This is a genomic window from Microcoleus sp. Aus8_D2 (assembly GCF_036702665.1).
GTDB lineage: Bacteria > Cyanobacteriota > Cyanobacteriia > Cyanobacteriales > Microcoleaceae > Microcoleus.
In genome coordinates, this window is the sequence record NZ_JAUBUN010000037.1 from 29,732 (window position 1) to 55,437 (window position 25,706).

Annotated in this window: 20 protein-coding genes; 8 read left to right on the plus strand and 12 right to left on the minus strand. The window is 46.3% G+C overall.

Translation table 11 applies throughout. From position 1 onward, the window contains the following. Positions 1–492: 492 nt before the first annotated feature. Entirely contained in the window at positions 493–1,299 is an 807-nt protein-coding gene (gene surE / locus QUB64_RS24215) for a 5'/3'-nucleotidase SurE (protein WP_333275884.1), read from the plus strand. Between the two features lie 126 nt (positions 1,300–1,425). Beyond that, positions 1,426–1,824, plus strand: a complete 399-nt coding sequence (locus QUB64_RS24220; protein WP_333275882.1) for a hypothetical protein — start codon at positions 1,426–1,428, stop codon at positions 1,822–1,824. Between the two features lie 578 nt (positions 1,825–2,402). Here QUB64_RS24220 and QUB64_RS24225 read toward each other — a convergent pair. Beyond that, positions 2,403–3,647, minus strand: coding sequence for an LL-diaminopimelate aminotransferase (locus QUB64_RS24225; protein ID WP_333275880.1), 1,245 nt, complete (start codon positions 3,645–3,647; stop codon positions 2,403–2,405). A gap of 321 nt (positions 3,648–3,968) precedes the next feature. Further along, positions 3,969–4,292: a thioredoxin family protein gene (locus QUB64_RS24230; RefSeq protein WP_333275878.1), complete on the minus strand. Its 324-nt coding sequence runs from the start codon at positions 4,290–4,292 to the stop codon at positions 3,969–3,971. A 143-nt stretch (positions 4,293–4,435) separates the two neighbouring features. Between QUB64_RS24230 and QUB64_RS24235 the strand changes: the two genes are divergently transcribed. Further along, positions 4,436–5,188: a lipoate--protein ligase family protein gene (locus QUB64_RS24235; RefSeq protein WP_333275876.1), complete on the plus strand. Its 753-nt coding sequence runs from the start codon at positions 4,436–4,438 to the stop codon at positions 5,186–5,188. A gap of 112 nt (positions 5,189–5,300) precedes the next feature. Here QUB64_RS24235 and QUB64_RS24240 read toward each other — a convergent pair whose 3' ends face one another. The 5 genes from QUB64_RS24240 to psaK form a co-directional block, all read right to left on the minus strand. Continuing rightward, on the minus strand, positions 5,301–8,003 hold the full coding sequence (locus QUB64_RS24240) for a CHAT domain-containing protein (RefSeq protein WP_333275873.1): 2,703 nt from the start codon (positions 8,001–8,003) through the stop codon (positions 5,301–5,303). An 11-nt stretch (positions 8,004–8,014) separates the two neighbouring features. Beyond that, entirely contained in the window at positions 8,015–8,794 is a 780-nt protein-coding gene (locus tag QUB64_RS24245) for a DUF928 domain-containing protein (RefSeq protein WP_333275871.1), read from the minus strand. Between the two features lie 44 nt (positions 8,795–8,838). Next, positions 8,839–10,794, minus strand: coding sequence for a CHASE2 domain-containing protein (locus QUB64_RS24250; RefSeq protein WP_333275870.1), 1,956 nt, complete (start codon positions 10,792–10,794; stop codon positions 8,839–8,841). Between the two features lie 197 nt (positions 10,795–10,991). Continuing rightward, the gene (locus tag QUB64_RS24255) at positions 10,992–12,188 is read right to left on the minus strand and encodes a site-2 protease family protein (RefSeq protein ID WP_333275868.1); all 1,197 of its coding nucleotides are present in this window, start codon (positions 12,186–12,188) and stop codon (positions 10,992–10,994) included. Positions 12,189–12,269: 81 nt separating this feature from the next. Further along, positions 12,270–12,554: a photosystem I reaction center subunit PsaK gene (psaK, locus tag QUB64_RS24260; protein ID WP_333275866.1), complete on the minus strand. Its 285-nt coding sequence runs from the start codon at positions 12,552–12,554 to the stop codon at positions 12,270–12,272. 134 nt (positions 12,555–12,688) lie between these two features. Here psaK and QUB64_RS24265 point away from each other — a divergent pair, with 134 nt between their 5' ends. The 3 genes from QUB64_RS24265 to QUB64_RS24275 all read left to right on the plus strand — a co-directional run bounded on the left by QUB64_RS24265 (position 12,689) and on the right by QUB64_RS24275 (position 15,644). Next, on the plus strand, positions 12,689–13,339 hold the full coding sequence (locus tag QUB64_RS24265) for a phosphoribosylanthranilate isomerase (RefSeq protein WP_333275864.1): 651 nt from the start codon (positions 12,689–12,691) through the stop codon (positions 13,337–13,339). Positions 13,340–13,748: 409 nt separating this feature from the next. Further along, positions 13,749–14,300 carry a CPBP family glutamic-type intramembrane protease gene (locus tag QUB64_RS24270; RefSeq protein WP_333275862.1) on the plus strand — a complete coding sequence of 184 codons (552 nt, stop codon included), beginning with the start codon at positions 13,749–13,751 and terminating at the stop codon, positions 14,298–14,300. 45 nt (positions 14,301–14,345) lie between these two features. After that, a complete protein-coding gene (locus tag QUB64_RS24275) occupies positions 14,346–15,644 on the plus strand; it encodes a HEAT repeat domain-containing protein (protein WP_333275860.1) in 1,299 nt (432 codons plus the stop codon). Between the two features lie 750 nt (positions 15,645–16,394). On the opposite strand, the gene QUB64_RS24280 is transcribed toward QUB64_RS24275, so the two are convergent. Then, positions 16,395–18,167 (minus strand): BamA/TamA family outer membrane protein, encoded by a 1,773-nt coding sequence (locus tag QUB64_RS24280; RefSeq protein WP_333275858.1) that lies wholly within the window; start codon positions 18,165–18,167, stop codon positions 16,395–16,397. A gap of 290 nt (positions 18,168–18,457) precedes the next feature. Next, positions 18,458–18,658, minus strand: a complete 201-nt coding sequence (locus QUB64_RS24285; protein WP_293155365.1) for a hypothetical protein — start codon at positions 18,656–18,658, stop codon at positions 18,458–18,460. A 391-nt stretch (positions 18,659–19,049) separates the two neighbouring features. On the opposite strand from QUB64_RS24285, the gene QUB64_RS24290 reads away from it, so the two are divergent. Both QUB64_RS24290 and QUB64_RS24295 read left to right on the plus strand, forming a co-directional pair. Then, positions 19,050–19,886 (plus strand): alpha/beta fold hydrolase, encoded by an 837-nt coding sequence (locus tag QUB64_RS24290; protein WP_333275855.1) that lies wholly within the window; start codon positions 19,050–19,052, stop codon positions 19,884–19,886. 242 nt (positions 19,887–20,128) lie between these two features. Continuing rightward, positions 20,129–21,610: an ATP-binding protein gene (locus QUB64_RS24295; RefSeq protein ID WP_333275853.1), complete on the plus strand. Its 1,482-nt coding sequence runs from the start codon at positions 20,129–20,131 to the stop codon at positions 21,608–21,610. Between the two features lie 140 nt (positions 21,611–21,750). On the opposite strand, the gene QUB64_RS24300 is transcribed toward QUB64_RS24295, so the two are convergent. The 3 genes from QUB64_RS24300 to QUB64_RS24310 form a co-directional block, all read right to left on the minus strand. Further along, positions 21,751–22,104: a slr1659 superfamily regulator gene (locus QUB64_RS24300; RefSeq protein ID WP_333275851.1), complete on the minus strand. Its 354-nt coding sequence runs from the start codon at positions 22,102–22,104 to the stop codon at positions 21,751–21,753. Positions 22,105–22,628: 524 nt separating this feature from the next. After that, on the minus strand, positions 22,629–24,770 hold the full coding sequence (locus QUB64_RS24305) for a SpoIIE family protein phosphatase (RefSeq protein WP_333275922.1): 2,142 nt from the start codon (positions 24,768–24,770) through the stop codon (positions 22,629–22,631). Positions 24,771–25,289: 519 nt separating this feature from the next. Then, positions 25,290–25,643, minus strand: a complete 354-nt coding sequence (locus QUB64_RS24310) for a slr1659 superfamily regulator (RefSeq protein ID WP_333275849.1) — start codon at positions 25,641–25,643, stop codon at positions 25,290–25,292. Between the last annotated feature and the right edge of the window lie 63 nt (positions 25,644–25,706).

A 25,706-nucleotide genomic window follows, 5' to 3' on the forward strand; every position in this document is an offset into this window, starting at 1 on the left:
CAAAGGTTTTCGGGGTTAAGTTGACACCAATGAGCGGTAAGGTGCTCCGTGTGCACCCACCCCGCTCAGGAGTGCAATCAACCTATTTGCCTGATTGTAGGTCTTGCTCGTTGGCAATAGATATTATTTATAGCTAATCGTCGATCGCGCGCCAGAAGATTTATCGCCCTTACGGGATGACAAGCAACTTGAAAATCTTACTATACAATGGTTAACGGGACTCAAATATTTTATAGCCCCTAAAGTGGCTGAAAACCTCTCTGGAGAATGTACAGAGGTCGATGCCCGAAAAATGCCTGAAACTATGCGTAAATACTGGATTAATGCCAATTATAGCTAAAAGTCTCTCTAGGTCTGGGTTTTAAGCCTTTTTAATCTCATTTTTAGTTTGAGTCCGGTTAAACCATTGTCTACTGAATTGATGTTTAAAGGCTTAGCGATCGCCCTACTTGAATCTAGTTTAAGATTGTTCTCAGGCCTCTAAAAATTTAAATGAAACTTTTAATTAGCAACGACGACGGCATCTTTGCCCAAGGCATCCGCAGCCTCGCCAACGCTCTCGCCGCTGCCGGCCACTCTGTGAGCGTAGTTTGTCCCGACAGAGAGCGCTCCGCTACCGGGCACGGCCTGACATTGCACCAACCCATCCGCGCCGAAATTGTCGAATCTGTTTTTGACCCCGCCGTCAAAGCTTGGGCTTGTTCGGGGACTCCCGCCGACTGCGTGAAATTAGCTTTGTGGGCTTTGCTTGACAAACCGCCGGATTTTGTAATTGCTGGCGTCAACCACGGGCCGAATTTGGGCACGGATATCATCTGTTCGGGTACGGTTTCGGCTGCGATGGAAGGAATTATGGAAGGCATTCCCAGCATTGCTTTCAGCCTTGCGAGCTATACTTCGCAGGAATTTGGGCCGGCGGTGGATTTTGCTGTGAGCTTGCTGTCGCAGTTGGAAAAACAGCCAACGCCCAAACCGATGCTGTTGAATGTCAACATACCAGCAGTCTCACAAGCTGAAATTACCGGAGTTGCGATCGCCCGTCAAGGCATTCGCCGCTATTTCGACATATTTCAAAAGCGCACCGATCCGCGCGGCAAAACTTATTATTGGCTAGCTGGGGAATTGTTAGAAGATGTGGAAGAAAGCATAGATCCGGCAGTGCCGCATGATATTCCTACAGACGTACAGGCTATTCGCGACAATAAAATTACCGTTACTCCGCTGCAATACAATCTCACCTGTGCTCCCGACTTGCACTCGTTGGGGGATTGGCAATTTGAAGGTTTTCCCAAACAGTGAGCTCCGATCGACCCGATTCGAGCGGTAAACTAGGAATTAAGGATAAAGTGCCTCTTTAGGCATATGCCCTAGGCGTTAACGCAGGCTCTCTATTGGTTGTTGGTTTTTTACTCAAGAAAAGCAGTTATGAACGCTCCCACCTATAACACTCATTCTGTCACTTGCCCGATTTGCCACCGTTCCAGCGTCGTGGGCCCAGTCGGAATGGTCAGCGGACTATTCACCTGTCCCCACTGCCATTCTCATATGGTAATTAGCTGGAGCGGTCATTTTGTCCGCGATCCTTTTAGTCTCAAACAACTGACGGTGGGAAAGATGCTCAGGCGCGAGAGCAGGCCGCTAGCTCGCCTTCAGCGCGACTTTGGGCTGGGTAAGCATTTCCCGCTGCTGGCAATTTTGGGAAGTGTGGTATTTTTGGGATGTGCGATCGCCGCTACAGAACAATCGCTGCCCCGACAGAATTCATTTCAAGGGTTTGTAGAGTGGGTGAGCGGAACTGGCAATTCCCAAGATGTCTCGCGTTAACATTTCTCAACACAAATTGTGACAGATATTCCGTGCAAATATCTATTCCTTTAGGTAGAGATAACGATACAACACTTACGCACTCCGACTCCTCGAAACCGGGTTTCGACTTCGCTCAACCTGCCGGTTTTTACGGTTTTGATGGGCTGTAACGAATTATTTTCGTGAACAACTCGGTTTCTGAGCAGCCGTGCGTAAGTCCTAGTAGTTTGAACTTATACCAATTCCCATAAGTATGGCTACTTTTAAGAATTGGTAATTTTTCGTTTGTTTAATAGACAAGATTGCAAAATTCCTTTTAATCAAATCTTGGAACAGGCTCTCCGGCCCGTTCGACAATAAAAAATGTTTTTTGTGGAACGGGCCGGAGAGCCCGTCCTAGTTATTTTTGCAATCTTGTCTAATCGACTTATACTCAGGCTGCGGACTTTCGTGGGCAATACGAACGAATCTTACTACGGTTAATTGAGCCGACACGATAGTATTCCATAAATCTTGGATTGATAAATCAACCGCAGATAAACGCAGATAATTTCAAGAGAGGAGAGCTGATGAATCCAATCTTTTTAATTGAGAAATTAATTGAGAAATTCCGCAATTTTGCTCACTGCTGTTTCCAAAATTTCTGGCGGCTCGACTAAGGCAAATCGCACATAGCCTTCTCCTGATTTCCCGAAACCGGCGCCGGGGGAAGCTGCGACTCCTGTACTCTGTACTAGCTGAGTGCAAAATTTCACGGAATCCGAGGCCCAAGGTGCTGGCAGTTTCGCCCAGACGTACATGGTGGCGGGGGGTACGGGTACTTCCCAGCCGATCGCGCTAAGCGCGTTTACAAAGGCATCCCGCCGTTTTCTGAAGGTTTCGACGCTGGTGGTGACGGTATCTTGGGGGCCTAGTAATGCTGCGCTCGCTCCGTTCAAAATCCCTATATATTGGTTGAAGTCTACTGCTGCTTTGACTTGTCGCAGGGCTGCAATTAGTTCGGGATTGCCGATCGCATATCCAACTCGAAAGCCTCCCATGCTGTAGGATTTGGATAGGGTGAAAAACTCGATCGCCACACTCTTATCTCGATCCGCCTGAAAAATCGACGGCGCCATCAATTTGCGAAATCCCTCCTCGTTACCAGGCTCTGCCTGGTAACGCATATCCAGAGGCTCTGCCTCTATGTTAGAGTTGCGATCGTCAAACACCAAATCCACATAGGGGAAATCGTGCACTAAAACGAGATCGTGTTGGCGACAAAAAGTCACTGCTTTCTCAAAAAATGCCAGCGGGGCGATCGCCGTTGTAGGATTGTGAGGATAGCTCAAAACCATCATCTTCGACTGAGCCAAGACGGGCATCGGAATATCTTCAAATACTGGCAAAAACTGATTTTCTGCTAATAGTGGCATCGGGTAAATTTGACCGCCCGCCAAATAGACACCGCCCGCGTGGGAAGGATAGCCCGGATCGAGCAGCAAAGCAAAATCTCCGGGGTTGAGCACGGCTAAAGGCATATGCGCCGTGCCTTCTTGGGAACCAATTAACGGCAGCACTTCTGTTTCTGGATTGACTGCTATCCCGAATTTTTTCTCGTACCAGGAAGCTGCTGCTTCCCGGAAAGAGCGGGTTCCGTTAAACAATAAATAGCCGTGGGTGGTAGGATCGGATAGCGAACGGGCGATCGCATCTGTAATGTGAGCAGCAGCGGGCAAATCGGAAGAACCTAGAGACAAATCAATTACATTTTGTCCGGCGGCTCTGGCGAGAGATTTTGCTCGATCCATATCGGCAAATACATTAAATTTCAGGGGTTCTAAACGTTTTGCAAATTGCATATTGGCTACCAGTATTTTTGTGAATTGTGAATTATATTATGTTTGTTTCCGGTAAAATAAAGATTATCAGGTTCGTAGTGAGGACTTTAGTCCTCTGAATTTGATGCGGACTGAAGTCCTCACTACGAACCTATTTTTTGATTTTTGTTGTTTTCTAGGATTGAATATTGTAAATTATTTGACAATCTAGCGGCGATAACTTATATTTAGCGTTGAATCATTATGAGTTATAAATTATCAGTTGCCAGTTAAAAATAATTTAACTAAAAACTAAAGCTTTATAACTCAAACGTCAACATTAAAAACTTAAAACTCAAAAGTTTATAAGTGACCTTCTAGCAAACCGATCAATTTTGCTTTGTTAATGGCTCCTTCGTGGGAAAGGACTACTTCGCCATTTTTAAACAGTCTGAGAGCAGGGACTCCTTCTACTTTATACTGCTTGACAGTAGTAGGATTGGGGTCAATTTCCATTTTAACCACTTTGAGGTCGCTGTAGTTGGCCGCCACCCAGTCGATCGAGGGCGCGATGAGTTTGCAAGGCCCGCACCAAGATGCCCAAAAATAGGCAAGCACTGGTTGCTCTGCTTTCATGACTTCTGTTTCAAATTTTTCGTCGTTAATGACAATTACACTGTTGCTCATGGTTTTACGATGATTTTTCCTGATTATTTATAAAGCACGGGCGGGCGTTAAACTTGCACCAACTTAAAAGACGGGCACAAAAACTGTTACTAATTTTAAAACATCCTGTCAATTATTGAGTATAAACTCAGGACTGGGGGCTAATGGCTAATTCTGTATGGCGTTTAATTCCGCTGCTGTCGGCGTCTGGTAGGGTGCAGATGGCGATCGACAAATGGCTGCTAGAAAAGCATCTAGCGGGGAAAAATCCGCCAACTCTGCGATTTTACACCTGGACACCGGCGGCGATTTCCTTGGGCTACCACCAGCAGCGCTGGCCGGAGTTTTGGCAGGAGTTGTCTTGGGAGGGACAGCCTGTGGAGTTGGTGAGGAGGCCCAGTGGTGGGCGCGCTGTGCTCCACCAAGGAGATTTAACTTATGCAGTTGTGGCGTCGGGATTTGACAGCAGTCGCCTGAAAGCTTATCACACTATTTGCGAGTTTTTGATCGAAGGTTGGCGGGCGATGGGTGTGGATTTGCACTACGGGGAAGCTAAGCGGAGTTACATTCACAATCCGAATTGTTTTGGTACGGCGACGGGTGCGGATTTGGTTACTGTTGATGGTTGCAAGTTAATTGGTAGCGCGCAATTGCGCCGTGGTGATGCTATTTTGCAGCATGGTTCGATGCGTTTGCAGCCGGATGTTAGTTTGTTTTCTCAAGTTTTTGGGGAGGAATTAATTCCTGTAAAATTACCTCTATCTGAAGGGGGAGATGATTTGATTGCAACTGTAATTGATGCTTTGAGTGCGGCGGCTTGTCGTTGTTTTGATATTGATTTGGAGGTGCGGCCGCTTTCGGATATGGAATGGGAGGAGATTTGGGAATTGACTGGAAAAACCTGTATTTGTAGATAAACAATGAGGGCGATCGCCAATTTTTGCTGATTCTACCATTTGAGATTTGTTAAACTACCTGGGCCATTGCTTTGAGCAGCGCCCGCAAACTTAAATCTAGATGCAGTAGAGCTTAATTGGCTTCCCCGATCAAAGTAAATGCTGCCCAGTTTTTCGGTTCGGGATATTGTTCGATCGTAGCCAGCATGGCTTGACGCAGCGCCTGAGCCTTGTCCGGGTTTTTTTGAAGATTTTGATAAAATTCGCTCATCAAGGATGCTGTAGGCGCATCTGGTACTGGCCAGAGGGATACAATTACGCTGGATGCACCTGCCGTAATCAGCGATCGCGATAACCCAATTACTCCATCGCCTGTAATAGTGCCCCTACCTGTGTCGCAAGCACTCAAAACCACTAATTCCGCATTTAGTTTTAAGTCTAAGATTTCATCCGCAGTCAGCAAACCGTTAATCCCTGAGTTTTGCTCTTTGCTGGAAGATGGAGAATCTGGAGCAAGGGCGATCGCCCCTGGCACTCCCGATCCGTTAAAATCGTTGAGCAACCCATGTGTCGCCAGATGAATTATCCTGGATTTGAGCATTTGTTGGACGATCGCCCCTTTCGTAGCTTCATTACCGATGATTGCTCTAGTTTTCAGCAGTTTCGCAATAGCTAAAGCTTCTTTTTGGGCACCGGGAAGCGCTTCTAACTGCTCGGGTTTTTCGCCAACCTCAAAAGCAATGCTCGGCATAGTCGGATTTCCTACCACTAAAACCTTGTCTCCTGACACTTGTTTGCGCTGCTGATTCGTTAGCTGTAGTACCTGAATCGCCGGTGCTGTTAAAACCGTGTGTTTTTCAATTAAATATTTGCCAGCCGGATCCATTAGTGCTGGGAAAGGAACTAGAAACAGAGATTTTTGAGGTATAAAAATCACCCGCTGCTTGGGGTCATTTGGCAGCAAATCAGCAATTGGTTGAATCAAGATTTGATAGAGTTGCTTTAATCTTTTGGTTTCGATAGTTTCATCGCTTCGCCCTGCTTCCGTACTGCCACCACCTCTGGCACCGAGATATGCGCGGGTAGTGGTAATATAGGATGCTAAAGAAATCTGCTGCTCTTGCCATAGAGCTTTCAGGTTAACCAATCGAAACGTCACTTTACCATTAGGCTCGATCGCCCAAATATACAGTTCTGATTCCTGACTTTTTTCTCTACCTTCTACTTTAAAATCGTTGTAAATAATCGAATATTGAACGAGAGTGGCATTTTGAGTTTTAGCAATTTGTTGAATTTGCTGGATATTCGGCGCAGTAATGGTAGTAACTGGTGCTTGCTTCAGAGATAGCCGCTTCTCCAGTAACTCCACCAACGCCCTGGCTCTCCCTCTTTCGGCAATTTCCAGTGCTGCATCAGGTTTGTTGGCAGCAATCAAGACTTTTTGTAAGTTGATATAAGGAAAAGTCTGAGTTTCAAAGATTGCAATTTTATAGGCATCATTACTACCTAATCTTCCCCTCAGAGATTCTAAAACCTGGATGCCTTTTAATAAGTTTTCGGTGGCTCCCGATAAATCGCCTGTGTTGATTTGCAGCACTGCCATATTGTTCCTAACTATGGCTTGCTCTCGGTGGTTTTTTCCAGAAAACGTGCTGGTAAAAAACAGATTGTATAATTCAATTGATTTCTGATAGTTGTTCATCTGAAAATATACCAGTCCCAGATTGGCACGCACCTTGTTGGCTATTTGAGACTCGCGAATTTTCCAAGCAATTGCTAAACTTTTTTCGTATAACTCAATTGCTTTGATGTAATCGCCTAATAAATAGTAAGCACCTCCCAAATTTGCCAAAGCTTGTTCTTCCCAAAGTGGGTTTTTAATTGTTTGGGCTATGGCTAAATATTGTTGTTGGTATTCAATGGCTTTAGTATGGTTTCCTTGGGTATGGTAAACTATGCCCAGATTTGAGATTGCTTGTCCTTCTCCCAAGGTGTTTTTGATTTCCCGCGCGATAGCTAAACGTTTTTGCTGGTATTCAATGGCTTTCTTGTAGTCGCCTAAGGCATGATAAACAATGCCTAAATCTCCTATCGCTTTACCTTCGCCTCGACGGTCTTTTATTTCTAGGGAAAGTGCTACACGTTTCTGATGGTATTCAATTGCTTTGGCGTACAAATCTGCACTATAATAAGCATTGCCGAGGTTGCCCATTGCTACTCCTCCCCAGCGCCGATCTCCTCCGTTGTAGTAGTAGGCTTTGTGCCAAGTCTGTGCTAGATATTGCTCTAAATACTCAAAGGGGTCGATGTAGGCAAAGCCATTTTGCAGGTAGGCAATTCCTATATTTCCTAGCAGGATGACTTCGAGATTGCTATCTCTGATTTCCTTGGCAATTACTAAACTTTGTTTGTAGTAGTCAATGGCTTTGTCAAAGAAACCGCCGATCGCATGATTGGCTAAACCTGACTGGAAAAGTGCGCGGGCTTCTTTTTGTCGATCGCCATGAATCCGGGCAAATTCCACATCGCCATCAGGGTTTGACACCGCATCGGGCGATCCTCCGTCGATCGCAAAATAAGCGATGCCTTGGGGAGAGACAAACATTCCCTCCCACTCAATATTCTGGATCGGCTGATAAATGGTTAGTGCTTGCTGTTGGCTGGAAGTTTGAGCTAGTAGCTGCGCCCCTGAATCTGAGCCGGGTAATAAATTACCAAATTCAGTTTGGGCGAAAACACGGGTATGACGATCGATTTTGGCGATCGCCTCCAACTCGCCTAAACCCAAAGTTGCGAGAGTAGAACCACAGAATTGTAAGAAATGACTGCGTTTCATCTTCAACCAATCTACGGTTTCGGCTCAGTTTGGACTTGGACGATCGGCTCTTTGGCAATTTTGAGCAAGTTTACTGCATCCAGGAAGTTGGCCCAATCAGCATAGAGCACTGTATCCGACGGCTGAGCGCGGCGAGTAGCGACTAGATTGCTGAGGGCATCTTGCCAAATCCCATTTTCAGCATAAATAGCGGTCTTCTGGCGCGAATCAGCCTTGGATAATTCACTGCGGATATCTGCACTGAGTTCAACTCGCCGTACAGTACCGATTTCGATCATATCGCTCGATCGGTCTTGAGAGTTGCAAATCACTGTAAAATTCCAATTGTAACTTTTGCCTACTTCCAAGGGCGCCACATTTTTGTTAGCGGGGATACTAATGCCGATCACCCCTGATAAATTGCTAATGGTGAGAGTCTGTTTATAAATCTCCTTACCGCTTTTATCTACTAGGCTAAATTCGGCTGATTCCGCCTCTGTTGGAGGCAGGTAGAAAAAGAATGTTGGATAGTCGGAAACAGTTCGTCCGACTTTATTTTGAGGGACTAAGCCTGTGAGAGTTTGCTGAGGGTTGCTGGCGCAGCCACCGCGCACATTATTTCTTGGTGCTCGACGGGACACATCGATATCTTCAGGGGGCTGAGAAAAGCGCGGCCCTCCCGGTTGAGTGGGCGGCTTGCCCTGCACCCCAATTGGCAGATCCTGTGCCAGACTTGCAAACTGGCAAGCGTTAAATGAGCCTATCAACAATATGGCACAAAAGGCGAGCGATTTTAGCCTAAATTTATTCATTTTTCCCCTAGTTGCATGATTTTTTCAAGAGATCTTCTCTATTTTTACTTGCGAGAGCTTTCTCCTCCCAAGACGCGGTAGACATTAACTTTTTGCTCCCGGCCTTTTAAAGGTAAAGCTCCCCAAGATTCTACCTCAAATTTTCCTTCTAGATGCACTAAAGTTTCTTTGGCAATCAAGATCCGGCAGGTGTCTTCTTGCCGATCTTTTTCACAGCTTTCTAGGCGAGAAGCGATATTGACACTATCGCCGATTACTCCATATTCTAAACGGGTTTTGCCGCCCAAACTGCCCACCATGATCGGCCCTGTAAAAATTCCGACTCGCATTTTTGCCGACGGTAAACCGCGAGCGAGCCAACTTTGATTCATGGCTGGCAAGCGGGAACTTATCGCCTTAGCGCAAGATACTGCAAGCCTAGCATCTTCGGCAATTTCTTCGGGAGTTGTGCGGGGAATCGGCACGCCAAATACCGCCAGCATTCCATCTCCGGTAAATTTATTAATCACACCTTGATGTTTTTGCACTTCCTGGGCCATTGCTGATAAATATTCATTTAACCAAGGCATGACTACTTCTGGGGGTAATTGTTCCGAAATCGTGCTAAAACCCTGCAAGTCAGTCACGATCATTGTAGCAATTAGTCTTTTGCCAGGCAATAGCCCCGACTGGAGGAGATGGACGCGCTCTTTCCACAGGGCATTGGCGATCGCCGGTGATGTTTGCTGTCCTAAAAGTTTCATTACAATTTCTTGCTGCTGCTTTGACTGCTGGTACTTGTATGTGATGATAACTGCTGGGGCGATTAAAAATCCCAGAGTCGGCGCACTCAGAGATATCCAGCCTTGTTGAGTGAAGAGAAAAAATGTGAAGCCCCACAATATGCCACCAAGTGCGATCGCGCTGACAATGAAACCGAGCGTATTTTCTAGCCGCCAAGCTAAACAGCCGCCAACTGCTGCCCAAACAGCGATCCACAGCATTTCTTGCCATTCATCCCAAAACCAAAATAGCTTTTTGCCGTCTAAAACTGCGCTGAGAATTTGGCTAGTTGCCGTTGCGTGAATCAATACCCCAGGCATGAGGCGGTTGCCGCTGGCAGTAGCGCTGTAAGGGGTAGAAAAGACATCTTTTGTAGTTGGGGCTGTAACCCCGATTAGCACTATTTTACCCTTCACCAATTCTGGGTCTAGTTTTCCCTCTAAAACTTGAGTGAGTGTCACGGTTTTTGCGATATTTTCAGCAGAGCGGTAATTGAGCACCATTTGATAGCCTTGAGCATTAATTGTCTGATACCCTCCTGAGTCTGATTGCATTGGCGGAAAGACTGTTTTTCCGATCTGAATTTCGTTATTTGCTGTGACTATTGTCTTGATTTGTTTGGCATCAAAATAGTTAAAGGCTAGCCGCATCGAAAATGAGCTAATCGTCGATTTTTTATCGTAAATCAACATCAAGTGTCGGCGAATTATGCCGTCTGGATCGAGGACTAAATCGTTAAATCCTATCCGTTTTTTTGGGATGTTGGGAGGTGGCCCAATTCGATCGTACTCAGAGTCACCGATGAAGGTAATGGGGATTACTTTGGGGTTTTTGAATTGAGCAACTAATTCTGCATTTCCCGGTTCGTAGGGAATATCGCGAATTAGATCCAGACCAATAACGGTGGGTTCGAGACGCGCTATGGAGGCGATCGCACGAGCTAAAACGCGATCGGAAATTGGCCATTTCTTAAAAGCATGAATGTCTTGTTCTGTGACTGTCACTACCAGCAACCTCGGGTCAGGGCCTGCATCGGGGCGCAACTGTACCATCCGGTCAAAAGCCATTAATTCCAATGGCTGGAACCAGCCTAAATGTCGCACTCCTAATAGAGTTCCCGTCACGACAAGCCAGCTAATAGCCAGAGGTTGCAAGTCAGCGAAGGGAAAGGAATGAGTTAAGTTTTTCCAACCTCCCTCGCCCAATTTATGATAAAGTTTATGAAACAATTTGGGCATAAGAATTTTTGTTTTAATCCTCCTTGACATCTGTGCGCAAGCTTTTGTAGTGCGAGTTCGCGACAGCTCGCACGGGCTTGTATAACCAAGCGATATCTTAAGCTCGCACTACAAAAAAACGCTTTTTACACTCTCGTGAGATGCTCCCATGTGCTACATCTTAACTTTTCACTAATCCGGATGAGGATGCCCAATTTTTAATTGTCCTGTGCGGTTTTGGCGATCGCACTTAACTGCAATCCCTGCGGATAAATGTTTTCTTCTTTGCTGCGCTTGATGTCGGCTTCGGAAATCCGGGGTTTGAGGTATTTTGCCAAAACTTTCACCACGTCGCCCCGATCGATCGTCCCTACCACTGAACCAATGGGCGAGAGGACGATGATTCGGGGGAGTTGGCGGGCTTCCATGCTGTTAATCACTTCTGCGATGGATGCTTTTTCTGAGACTGTAGGGGTTTTTTGCAGCGGTTGCAAAATGTTGTGCAAAGTCTGAATTTGCCACTGACTGCGCTCTGTGAAGCGGATATCGTCGATCGACACTAAGCCCAAATCGCGCCCGTTGGTCGCAGCAATGTAAAATGGAAACGGATTCACTTCTAACAAATAGCGATCGGCAAATTCTCGCAGAGTCAAATCTGCATCTACCACTCGAAACTCGCGGCTCATCGCATCCGCGGCCTTAGTTTTGAGCAGGGCTTCTTGCAACGAAGTAAAGCGGCTGTAGGCTAGCGCATTCCGAATCGCAAAAGAGCCGATCAGCGCAATCCACAAACCACCATACTGGCGCGTTAACAAGCATGAACTTAGACCAAAAGCAACCGCCAGCCAACCTAAAACTTGTCCTGTTTTTGCCGCCCAGCGCACGCCGGCAAATCGAGAGCCGGTGATTTTCCAAATTGCTGCTTTTAAAACTTGTCCTCCGTCCAAAGGCAGGCCGGGAATTAAGTTAAACAATCCCAAAACAAGATTGATTAGTGCTACCCTTTCGGTGATAATTGCCAGCAAACTTGTCTGGGGTAAAACTTGAGAACCCAAACCGAGGATTAAAAACAGCGCGAAGCTGACGAGAGGGCCGGCAATGGCTACTTGAAAAGCTTGACCGGGAGTTTTTGATTCCGAGTCGATCGATGCAACTCCGCCAAATAAGAATAGAGTAATAGAATTAACTTTAATGCCTTGCGACATTGCCGCCAAGCTGTGTCCGAGTTCGTGCAACAGCACGGAACCAAACAGCAGCAGAGCTATTGCCAACCCGGCACTCCAGGAGATCGCAGGCCCCAACAAGCTGTAACTGCTGGCGTATTCGCGGGTTGCTAGGGCTAAAATTATAAACCACGAATAATCTATCAGTAGCGGGATGCCAAATAAAGAGCCGATTCGCCAACCTGTCTGCATGAAAGTTTCCTGGGAAAGGAGAGCTAGAAAGAGTTTCTATTATATCTTTTATAACCCTTGCCTTTCCCCGAACCCTGATTTCTAAAGAACTCCGGCGTTACCCAAGCCCAAGATTACTCCAGCCCCGAGCAAGTGGCCGAAGCTGGTTGTGGCCAGCAATTCTGGGATGCCAAAGCCTTTGAACATTCCAGGGACTGCAACAGGTAAAGCTGGGCCCTTGCCTCGGTTTTGCTTGTTGATGCCGTAGTAGCCGATCGCGATCGCCAGCAAATTGCATATAATCATTGTCAGTCCTACCATTGGCGACCACTCCGGCGTTGAGGGAGCGGTAGCTTGTACGGCTAACAGCAAAGATGAGTTAATCATGTTTATATGCTCCTGATTTCACAGATTAATTGAGTTACCAAATTATAAAAAGCGTTTTGCATTAAACTAAGATTTGTTTTAATAGTTAACAATTCGTTGATATTTTGATACAAATTCAGCACAGAGGAAAAAGAGTGCGGGTTAAAATTTGCGGAATTACTAAATTAGACCAGGGAATGGCGATCGCCCGTTTGGGAGCCCAAGCTTTGGGGTTTATCTGCGTTCCGGCTTCCCCCCGCTATGTCAGCCCCGAAACTATTCGTCTTATTGTTGAGCAGTTGCCGAAAAATGTCGATCGCATCGGCGTGTTTGCCAATACCACAATAGAAAATATCTGTCAAGTAACCGCAGAGTCAAATTTAAGCGGGGTGCAGTTGCACGGAGATGAAACAGCGGAATATTGCGATCGGCTGCGCGAGTTTTTGCCGGGAATTGAAATTATCAAAGCTTTGAGAGTTAAGACTCCTGAAACTTTAGCGGCTGCGGCTGTTTACGCCCTTCGCGTCGATACTTTACTGTTGGATGCTTACCATCCCAATCAACTCGGCGGTACTGGCAAAACCATAGACTGGATGATGTTAGCAGAGTTTAAACCGCCGTGTCCTTGGCTGCTGGCGGGCGGTTTAACGCCCGATAATATTTTAAATGCAATTGATAGCGCGATCGGCAAAAACTTCAGCGGTGTTGACCTTTCTAGCGGCGTAGAAATAGCGCCGGGAGATAAAGATTTGACCAAAGTTGCTCAGTTGTTTGCTAACTTAAGTCTACTTACTAATCCTAGGTAATTGGTAATTGGTAATTGGTAATTGGTAATTGGTAATTAGTAATTGGTAATTGGTAATATCATGTCCGGTCGATTACCATAACAAAAACGGTTCGATCGCGCGTGCGCCCGAAAGTCCGCTATACGGCTGCGGACTTTCGGGCGCACTACAAACCAATCTTATTGTGGTCAATCCACCGGATATGATATAATTGGTAATTGGTAATAGACATCTCCAATAATTATTATGAAACAGGCATCTTGCCTGTTCAATACTTGCTTTTTAGGAGAGGTATAATACAGATTTCGTGCTTTTTATTCCATTGATTCTTTAGTTTGCTTGGAGTGGAATTCGCTTGTGTAGTGGGGGTTTAAACCGCCGATTCCCATCTCCTAATATCTGTTAAAAACTTTTAATGCTAAATTAAATTATGTTAAATTTGAGTGCGATCGCGCTGTTGGACTTACTCGCACGCCGCCTCACCCACGCTTTTTCAACTATTCCCGATTTCACCGATTGGCTGGTTGCAGCCATGCTCGTCGTAGTTTACAGTGCGATCGCACTTCCCATCGGTTTTTGGTCGGGATTTCTGAAAGTAGACGTGCTAACCTCCAGACGTACCATCGCGGGAGTGCTGATTGGCTGTTTGTTAAGTCCCGGTATCACCGAAGAAGTATGTTTCCGCGTGTTAATGCTGCCGCACCCCTTCGAGAATGCTTCTGGATTAATGCTGTGGTTTTGGGGATGCTTGAGTTTGGCGCTGTTTGTAGTTTACCACCCGCTGAACGCGCTGACTTTTTATCCCGTTGGTCGATCGACCTTTATGAATCCAGTGTTTTTGCTGCTGGCGGCAATTTTGGGGGTAGCGTGCTCCATCGCGTACCTGCTCTTCGGTTCCATCTGGCCTGCGGTGGCGCTTCACTGGCTCGCTGTCACAGCTTGGCTGCTGCTATTGGGCGGTTACAGGAGGCTTTATGGTTAAATGTACAAAGTCCAGCATCACTATATTGTCGGGAGGAACTCAATCGTGGGTATCATAGGAGCGATCGTAGGTTTTTTGGCAGGCATAGCAGTTGCTTACTGGTTAGTGGAAAAGCGGTTACACAAGCAAAAGCAAGAACACTTGCAGCAAACTCGCAGAATAGCTCAGGATATAGAACTAGCTCAGATATCTCGGATGCAGCAAAGCACCGAATCTCAGGAGGGAGAACGCGAAGATCGGCTGAGAAAAGCTACTGTCGAACACGAAAATTTACTCAGACAAGTTACAACCCAATACGAAAATCAACTCCAACAAGTTGCAGCTCAATACGAAAATCGGCTACAACAAGTTTTGACAGAACGCGATCGGCTCCAACAAGTTGCTGGCGCACACGACAATCAGCTCCGACAAGTCAGCCAGGAATTAGAGGCAGCTCACAATGCTAGGATGCAGGAAAATCTGCAATCTTTGCAAGCAGAACACGAACATCATTTACTCACAGTTGCTGACGAACTGCATAACAATTATCAAGCTCAGATGGAGCACCATCTGCAAAACCTGCAAAACGAGCACGAAATTCGATTGAGACAAACTGCCGAGGAATATCAGAACCGCGAGGTTGAGATGCACTTAACTATGCAGGCTTTGCAACAGCAATACGAGAGTCAGTTGCAAGCGGCTAACGAGCAGTTGCAAGCTCACGAAGCTCAGATGCAAGCTACTATCATGTCTTTGCAACAGCAGTACCAGAGTAATGTACAACAACAAGAAGTCCCGGATCAGCAGTTCAGTCAGTTAAATCAAACAGAATTTCGAGAAGATTTACCACAACAAGAAGTTTGGCAAGAACAGTCAAGTGAGTTAAATGAAACAGAAGTTGAACAAGAGTTAAATTACACAGAGTTTTCCGAACCAGAATCAATTGATTTACATAAACCAGAAGTCGAACAACAGCATCAATTTTCCCGACAAGCACCAAGCTATTCATCGGTGGCACAGTTGATGGGATGCGTTCAAAGTCAGGACACAGAAACCCGCAAGTTGGCAGCGTCTGCTTTAGGTAAAATGGGTGCTGCTAATGCTTTGAGAACCGACGGTCAGCGAGCCATAGAAACCCTGGGTAAATTAGCTCAAGATTTCCACCCAGAGGTGCGCGAAGCTGCTGTGGAAGCACTAGGAATGATTAAGTCGGAAAAAGTAATTCCGCTGTTGCAAAGAGCTTTGCGAGATACAGATAGCGGTGTGGCGGTGGCGGCAAGTGCTGCGCTGAATAAGTTTAAGTTTTATCCGCGCACTCCGGCGGCTAAACCAAAAACTGTTGATATCAAGAAACCAAAGCCTTAAGCAGTTACTGCAACAGCGTAGGGATACAACAATGTTTATTGGTGTCAACTTAACGTCAAACCTATTATCAGTCTTTTGTCTGGCGATTAAGGCCAGATCCCCCCGGCGCCCCCGCAACGATTCGGGGGGGACAAGACTCTTTTCAAAGTCCCCCTACAACCAGGGGAATTTAGGGGGATATGGTATCGGCTATAAACGAGAAATACAAAGATTTTCATGATTAAATTGACACCAATGAACATTGTTGTGCCCCTACACTGTTGCTTGCTGAGTTTATTTATGGCAGGTTTGTAGTGCGGACTTGAGTCCGCAGCAGGTTTGTAGTGCGGACTTGAGTCCGCAGCTTTTTGATTTTTGCGGACTGAAGTCCGCACTACGAACGCATCTAATTGTCCGCAGCTTTTGGCTTTTTGCGGACTGAAGTCCGCACTACGAACGCATCTAATTGTCCGCAGCTTTTGGCTTTTTGCGGGCTGAAGTCCGCACTACGAACGCATCTAATTGTCCGCAGCTTTTGGCTTTTTGCGGGCTGAAGTCCGCACTACTAACGCATCTAATTGTCCGCAGCTTTTGGCTTTTTGCGGGCTGAAGTCCGCACTACGAACGCATCTAATTGTGGTTAATGAATCGCACAGGAACTCACAAACATATAGCAATTTTCCCTGGCCGACAATACAGGACACAACAATGTTTTGTCCCTACCCAGTAAGGTATGCATTGCACACCCTACGACTCATGACATTACGGACTTTAAAATCGCTGCCTTGTACCGAGTACAAATTTGATGTCACCCGCATCGCTCACACCCACATCTAAGCGAATTAATCCCAAGGACGATCGCACCCTGACACCCAAACCAACACCCGCCCCAGTCCCAGGTTTGTCCCTAACTACCGCCGGTTTTCCCAACACGCTGTCACCCGTTCCCAAATCCGACGCAAAATCAACAAAAATCACGCCGCCCACATCCCTACCAACCGGAAACCGATACTCGCCCGAAGCCAAGAAATAACTCCGCGCGCTACCGATATCCCCGCCGTCGTAGCCCCGCACAGAATTGCGGCCACCGAGGCGAAACGCTTCCGTTGGGGGCAAATCTCCGATTACCGTGCCCCCTTGCAAATTAAAAGCCAACATTTCCGGCAAAGCTTCGGACTCGCTGATGCCGAGTAAAGTTACGGGTACATAATGTATATAATTTGCCAGCAGGCGGTTGCTCACAATGTTACCTCGCCCCAAAGGTATCGACTGCTCGGTGCTGAGGCTGAGAATCGAGCCGCTGGTGGGGTTGAAGGGATTGTCCCGCCGATCGCGCACCGCGCCCAAAGAAACAGTATATAACTCATCAACGCCAGAACCGCTGAATGTGAGAGGATTGCCGAGTTCGTCGCGGCGGGCAATATTTAAATCGCGATCGCGCGTGCTGATATTGGTATAATTCAATCCTAAAGTCGATTGCCAATCGCCCAAAGGTCTAGTAAACCTGAGATTTCCGCCCATCCGAATTTCTCGAACTCGGTTCCCATTGGGCAAATCGATATCCTTGTTGAAAATTTCCGAGATTCTGCGATCGCCAAAAGCTCTCACACTGTATCCCAAACGGTCATCGGCGGCAACGTAAGGGCTGACAAACTGGACATCGTACTGGATACCTCGGAGGCTGGGCTGAAGTTCCACCGCCAACCGCTGCGGGTTTCTGCCGAAAGTGCGATCGGTATACGAAAGAGGAACAGCAACGCCAATATCATCACTAAGACTAGCACTCACGCTAAACGATCGAGCCGATCGCTCTTGAACGTTGTAAATTACATTAACATCCGTCCCAACTTCTTCAGTAGAAACCGTCACCTTCTCAAACAATCCCAACTGCTGCAACTGCTGCAAGTCTAGTCGCACAACTTCTTGGCTGTAATTATCCCCCGCCTTAAGTTTGAGTTCGCCTCGGATAAAATCTTCCGAAATTCGGCCCTGAATTGGATTCCCTTTTTGATCGACAGCTTCGCCTCGGGAATTAACCAAGCGAATTTTCACCTGAGCAACGTAAACGCCCTCAGCATTTCTCCCTTGACTGATTGGTAGAGTACCGCCTAGCTGTTGGGCGTTGCGGTTGACTGCTTCCGGGATTTCGGGTTTAGTGGCGATCGTCCCCGCAGTTGCGAACACAGATGTAAAATCTTTATGGCGATCGGACTTGAATGAAGGCGATCGAACTTCTGGAGCAACCGCGATCTCATCGGATGCCGCCCTTGTGGGACAGGCGTCTCGCCTGTCAAGGGATGCCGGCAAATCCCGCACAATTGGACTCACCTGATCATCCTCCCTCTGCGCCCTTGTGGGATAGGCGTCTCGCCTGTCAATTTCTGGGCTTCGCCTGTCAACTTCTGGGCTTCGCCTCTCAACTTCTGGGCTTCCTTCACTAACCTCCACCTCAGCCGGTACGACAGTCAGATCGATCGCCCGCGCCACCAATTCCCCACCAGCCACCGCCACCAAACTCAAAAATGCAATAATCGGAATTCGCATAAACATAAAACTAAAGAATACTCAACGCATATTACTCAAATTCGGTCGTGATGCCTAATACCCCATCTGGAAATAATACCCCTCTATTCTTCAGTCGGCCTGGGCCGACTTCGCTTGTGTAGGATCGGTTTCAACCGCCGACTCCTCTCGACTTGAAGTTTCAACCCAGATTTAGTACCATTAGCCAACAAGAAACCCGGTATTTTTGAAGATACCGGGTTTCTGGGTTGATGAAACTTGGGGAAAGATCGATCGCGTGCGATCGTACAATTGGGAAACCGAAAATTTATTTAAAGAGATTGCCGAGAAACACGCTTCTCAAAATGAGCCTGAGTCTGCTGCAACAGTTGTTCGCGACTGTCCTTAGCAGTGGTAATAGTAGGGAGCAAATTGCGAGCTTGTAAAGTCATGTGAAGCTGTAGGTGTGCTACGTACTCACTGACATCTTCGCGCAGGGAGCAAGCCGGGTAACGTTTTAAAGTAGAGTTCAAAGTGTTCTCCTGCTTTGAGTTTGCAGTATTTTTCAAATAATAATAGAGACTATCACGCTCTATTTCTAATTCTGTACTCTGTAATGAAGTTTAACCTTTGGACTGCTCTTTTGTTACAATTGTTTACAAGTATTGCTGAAATTAAGTAAATCCACCTCATTAAAAGTAAAATGCCGAGCGCTAAAAAGCTTACTGTATATATATTGTTCCTTCTCTCGCAATAACAAAAGCCCTCTTCCCTCTTCCCTCTTCCCTCTTCCCTCTTCCCTTTTCCCTTTTCCCTCTTCCGACTTCCATCGGACTTCAATCCGTTACATCCGTTACATCCGTTACATCCGCGGAGCGAATCCGTTGCCGAACTTCCTTCTACATTATCAGGAGTCGATCGCCCATGCAGTCTCAAGCAGCAGCAGCAGTAGCACACAAGCACACATTAAGTACAGTTGTCAATAGCAGCAGCCAAACAGCCGCCTACCTCGACATCGGGCACGGCCGCCCCTTATTGCTGCTGCACGGTTTTTTCGGAGAAAAGACTTGCTGGTTGCCATTAATTGAATTATTGCAATCTCAGTTTCGGTGCATCAGTTTAGATATGTTGGGTTTTGGAGAATCCAGCAAACCACAAATCCAGTACGACGTAGCCGTAGAAGTTGCCTTCGTGCGGCAAGTTATAGAACAACTAAACATCGAACCCTGCGGCATCATCGGACATTCTTTTGGCGGTTGGGTAGCCTCTGCATATGCCCTAAAATATCCTAATTCAGTCAGCAGTTTAGTGTTAGCAGCACCTGCGGGAATCCGGGACGACAGTTTTTGCGGTCAGTACGATGCTTTGCGGCCCTTGCTGTGGCAAACGCCCGCCGTTGATTGGGCCTTGCAGCTAGCAAAACCTTTGGCTAGATTAGCAGGGAAAAGTGAGAAATTACAGGAAATTTCCGGGTGGCGCAGGGAGTTAATGTCTCAGCCAGTAGCAAGGTCATTTTTAATGAGCCGGATGCGGCCGGAAGACGCAGTTGATACCGTAGAAAAAGAAATTCACAAATTACAAATTCCCACCTTAGTCATCGCAGCTATGGGCGACGAAACCATTCCTCTATGGCACTGTGAAACCTACGCCAACGAGATACCGGGGGCTGAGTTAGCAATTATTCCCAATGCCACTCACGGGTTGCCGCAAACTCAAGCTCAAATCATGGCAAAGTTGATTGGTAAATTTTTGAATAATTAAGAAAACCTTTGCTAAAAGCGGAATGCTAAAAATTGTGATAAGGCAACCACGCCAGACGGTTAGGACACTCTTAATTGCCCTTTCTCCATGCGGTTAATTGCTTCTTCTTTCTTCCGACTTCCATTTCTATTATTGTTTCTTCCTTCTTCGCTCAGCAACCAATAGAAAATAATTGTGTTTTAGTATACTACTTCAATAGGAAAGACAGCATATATTGCTTACTGTATTGTACAATTATTTTTATGGCAATCCAATCTTGTGTCAGCACGAGCCACAGACATTTACTTGATTCGAGGTTATTACGAATGGCGGCACTGAGCAACTATTTTAATCTGGAAGAAATTACGACAGCCAGAAAAGTTAATGCTGCGGTAATTAATATCAGCGGCCGCCAGCGAATGCTTTCCCAGCGCTCGGCATTTTTTTGCATGAGGTTAGTTGGCTCTCAGAATGTGGCAGAAAGAGCAAAACTGCGCGATAATTTGTTAGAAGCGATCGAGCTTATGGAAAAATCTCACCGCGATTTAATTAATACTGACAGCAGCATCAACTTATTAAGTCCCCCTTCACCCACCGTCAAGGCGATGTATTTTGAGGCGCCACTGTATCTAGACAAGCAAGTGCGCGAATATATCGATCGCATAAAAGCCTTAGTGGAAGTTCCCGATGCCGAACTCAGCCTAGAAAATCCCCATCTGCTGTACATTGTCGCAGCGGCGGGCGGCGAATTGCTAGCAGCTTTTGATGCCGTCGTGAGTCAGTACCAGCAAGAAAGCGAAATCGAACAATTTGAAATCGACCTCAAGCAGGTTGAACTGTATCAAGAAAGCTGTGCTGCTACCGCAAAAGCCGAAGCTCAAGCAGCCCAGATCGATCGCGCACTTCGCGAGCTCAAACAAACTCAAACTCAACTCCTCCACAGCGAAAAAATGTCTTCGCTGGGAGCGCTAATGGCCAGCATCGTCCACGAAATTAATAACCCAGTTAGTTTTATTTACGGCAACTTGAGCCATGCCGAAATTTATACTAAAGATTTACTGCACCTGCTGCATCTCTATCAAGAACACTGTCCCAATCCCTGTGCCGAAATCAAAGCTCAAATCGAAGAGATGGATCTAGAATTTCTAGTTGAAGACTTCCCTAAAGTTATGTCTTCCATGCAAATGGGTTCCGAGCGTATTCGCGAAATTGTCAAATCTATGGGCAGCTTTTCGCGAACAGATAACAGTAACATGACGATGTGCGATTTACACGACAGCATTGACAGCACCATCTTAATTTTGCGCAACCGTATCAATGCTAAAAGAGACCGTCGCGAGATTGAAATAGTTAGAAATTATGAAAAATTGCCTGGTGTAGAGTGTTATGCCGGACAGCTAAATCAAGTATTTATGAATCTAATTAGCAACGCGATCGATGCTTTGGACGAGGCAGCTAAAAGTCAGGCCCAAGCTGCGCTAAAAATTTCGATATCCACAGAAGTAGCAGGGTTCGAGCGCGTGAGAGTGCGGATTGCTGACACGGGAGCGGGAATGACAGCAGAGGTAAAAAAACGAATGTTCGAGCAGTTTTTCACCACCAAGGCGATCGGTAAAGGTACGGGTTTAGGATTGTCTATTGTCTACAAAATCTTAGTAGAAAATCACCGAGGAACGCTCAGGTGCGAGTCTGAACCGTCCCAGGGAACCGAGTTTATCATTGAACTGCCAGTGCAGCAAACTTAAACAGTCGATCGACATCCAAATTTAGCTGTATAAATTGTGGCACGGGCAGGTTTGATCGTTCGGACTTCAGTCCTCATAAAACTTAGAGGACTGAAGTCCGAACGATCAAACGTTAACTGCGGTTAAAATTCACACATCCTCTACTCCAATTCTAGCTTCAAAGTTGGCAACAGCTTTTCTAAATTCTTGAGAGATTTCTGTTGCCAAGGAATATCATTTGAGCCCAATACCAAAAGTTGAATCGTTTTCTTTTTCCGCACGCTAATAACAAACTTAGACAGCATACTGATACCAGAACTGTTAACAAAGTCCAATTTTTTTAGGTTCAAGGTAATAGCAGGCGGTTCGTTCAAGGCGACCTCATCTAACAATTCGACTATTGGTGCATACTCTGATGGCCCGCCAAGGCTGAGTTCGCCTTGAAAACAGACTGTCACCGATTGTGGATCGTACTGAATGCTGTAGTCTTGACCTTTAATTTCTTGAATACCCATTGTTTTTTGGTTTCCTGACTGAACTATGGCGATCGCCTATCGGAGTAAATACTGAAATGGTTTAAACTAGACAGTAATTTGAACCAAACTCGTAACAAATATCCTATCAGGACTGTCTCGCCTTGGCTCGAATTTCCCACCTATCTTAGCTGAATAGTCATTAATCATCGTCAGCAATCGCAATCTCGATGTTTCGCTTTCAGATTCAGCATTCTTTTCAAGCTGCTGCAAATTGATAAATTGCGCGGCGTTATAAAATAAGAGAAATGGAAGTCGGAAGCAGCAATCGACAGTATTAGTACCAATTAAGAACATCCTCACCGTCTTGGCTGTTGCCGCAGACAAACCGGGTTTCTTTTAGTTCAATACGGTTTACGATCGACTCCTTATACTCGGAGAGCTCCCTCGCATACCCCCTACTCCCCCGAATCGTTGCGGGGACTTTAAGAGCATTCTTCCCCCTTGATTCGGGGGGCGCCGGGGGGAGCGGTCGATCGTGAACTCTATTGTCTTTTAGTTAACGCTTAATTCTGCGAGATGTCGCCCTGTTTCTTCAATACTACCAAAGTAATATCATCAAATACTTTTTGCGCTCCAATAAATTCTCGCAGGTCATTAATTGCCGCTTGCTTAATTTCTTCGGCGCTGTTGTGCCAATTCAGAGAAATTATTTCACAAAGCTTTTCGAGTCCGTAGAATTGTTTCCTAGTGTTTGTGGCTTCCGTGATGCCGTCGGTGTACAGCACCACCCCGTCCCCCGGTTCTAACTTTACCAAAACATGGCTGATGAAATCAGCAATTTCTTCATCTAAGCCGATGGGAAATCCTAAATCTATTGTATCAATCCGTTCAATTTGACCGTCTTTTCTGACCACCAGAGTTTCCTCGTGCTGGCCGCTAATGCTAATTCTGCCGTCTGCGTAGTTGAGGACAGCCAATGTCAGGTTTTTGTCGGAATTCATGCGCTGAATATTTTTGTACAAGGTGCGGTTGAGAGTATCTAAAAAGCGCACTGGATCAAGTTCTTGCATTTCCTTCAGAGTGCGAACAGCAGTTTGAGCCATCACCATCAAAATGCCACTTTCTAGTCCGTGTCCGGTGACATCGCCGATCGCAATTGTCACCACACCCTCAGTGCAAAGTACATCGTAGTAATCGCCGCCAACTTCATCGGCTGGTTCCATAAATCCAGCAATATCCAAGTCTTCAATTGCTGCGAGTTCAGCAGGTTTTGGCAGAATCAACTGCTGCATTTGTCTGAGCATACCGAGTTCCGAACTCATGCGCCGATTTTCCGCTTTCAGCCGCTGGTTGAGAGCAGCAATTTTTTGATTAGCTGTGGCGAGTTCCGAGGTGCGTTCTGTAACTTTATATTCTAGAGTTTCAAAGGATTCTTTGAGTTGTAAGGCCATGCTGTTGAATGAATGAGCTAAGGTCTCAACTTCAAATATTCTGCTAGAATCAACGTTCTGCTTGAGAGCGCCACCTGCGAGTTTTTCAGAAGCTTTAGCAATTTGCAAAATCCGGTGAGCAATCCTGTTAGCGGTGAGAAATCCCACTCCAACCGAGGCAATTAGAGCCGCAATACAGAGCAAGATGGTGTTGCGAGTGTTAGCATAAATTTGCCCCATAAAGTCACCTTCGGGAACCACAACTACAATCAGCCAGTTGAGACCGTACTTGTCAGTGAGCGGAGAAACTTGGAGAAATTGCCGCTGACCGTTGAGCTGAAAATTGAGTTGAGCAGTTTCTTGAATGTCTTGCAAACGGTGGAAGCGCTCGAGCAAATAAACCACACTTTGGCGCATCAGCAGATTGCTGTTGTCCTGTGTTTTGAGCCGCTTTCTGTTTTCGCCTTCTCCCATCGACAGAGGCTGATTTTTTACCGAACTGGCGATTAAGTCGCCGTTCGGCTCAATGATAAATACTTGACCGGAATTACCCACGCTTAATGTTTGCAGGAAACCGCGAATTTGATCTAGCCCCATCTGGCAAGTCAGGACACCAATCAGTTTGCCTGCGGCATCATAATAGGGTTGACTGGCATTAATTTGCAGCGTACCGTAGCCAAAATTAATGTAAACATCGCTCCAAGCTGCTTGTTTTTTCTCCACAACAACGGTGTAAAATGGGCGGTTGCGAACGTCATAATTGGGTTGAGACCTCTCAATTGTGTTCGGGTTTCCATCACCGTCAACGTCGTAGAAGAGCAAGTCGCCACCCCCGGGAATTAGTTGCTGAGCAAGCTGAGGTTGCTCAGCTCCCGCCAGTCGGTTCACCCAACCAATGCGCAGGTACTGACCTTTTTCGTTGGCAATTCCAGCGTAGCCGATCGAATTAAAGCGCAGAACTTGCTTCCAGAGATAGGGTCGAGAGCGCTCCAAATCCTCGAAGTCCAACACCCCCAGCGGTAAAGAATCCTGATTGATTTGATTGACTAGCGGCGGAGCTTCCAGGTAGTTTTGGACGCGCTCGTAAACTCTGGCGCTGACGGAGCGCCCCAACTGACCCGCAAGATCGTTGACTGTTTTCTCTCCGTTTCTGTAAGAGAGATAGCCCACCCAGCCAACAGCAGCGACAATTTGCAACACAAAGGGAACCACCAGGACGCTGCGGAGACGGAATTGGCCCTTGGTGGGGACGATCGCGCGTTTTTGAGAAACCATTGTGAAAAACACTCCCCAGGGCTGTTGGCGTTGCCTCAGCATTCTGTGCAAAAGACACTCCGGCTTGAGACCGGGAAATAGGCGATCGCCAGCACGAATCCGCTCGATCGCCTTACCGTTTCCCTGTCTCAAGCTGCTGAAATTATATCAAATCCGCCACAAAATCCCCGCTTTCGGCTGAGCAGTTCAAACACTCGTTACACGCACACAAAACCCGCGATTGCCGGTTAATTTAGCAAAGTATTTTGCTACAGTATTCGCTCCGAGCGAGCCTCTTTTGACTTGTTCTAAGACAATACGCGATTGTTCACATTTTTTGTCATTGTTCGCGCTGTGCAAGGGCGAAGCAATCTCATCTCAATTATGAAAAATATTGCTACTACCGAAATTAGAGGTTCTCATCTGTAGGGAAACGGCCCTGGCTAAGTCCGGCGGGGAGTTATGCTATAGACCGATAATTTCCCGAGCATTAATAACTGTAGCAACACTTTTTTAAATTGGTATAATTTGCGTAACAGCTTACTCCAATTCTAGCTTCAAATTTGGCAATAGCTTTTCTAAATTTTTGAGAGATTTCTGTTGCCAAGGAACATCATTTGAACCCACTACCAAAAGTTGAATCGTTTTCTTTTTCCGCACGGTAATAACAAACTTAGACAGCATATTAATACCAGAACTGTTAACAAATTCCAATTTTTTTAGATTCAAGGTAATAGTAGGCGGTTCGTTCAAGGCGACATCTTCTAATAATTGAACTATTGGCGCATAATCTGGCGAGCCATCTAAGCTGAGTTCGCCTTGGAAACAGACTGTCACGGATTGTGGATCGTATTGAATACTGTAATCTTGACCTTTAATTTCGTGAATATCCATTGTTTTGTGGTTTCCTGAGTGAATTATTGCGATCGCACAACAGAGTCAGTCGATTTTCCATTT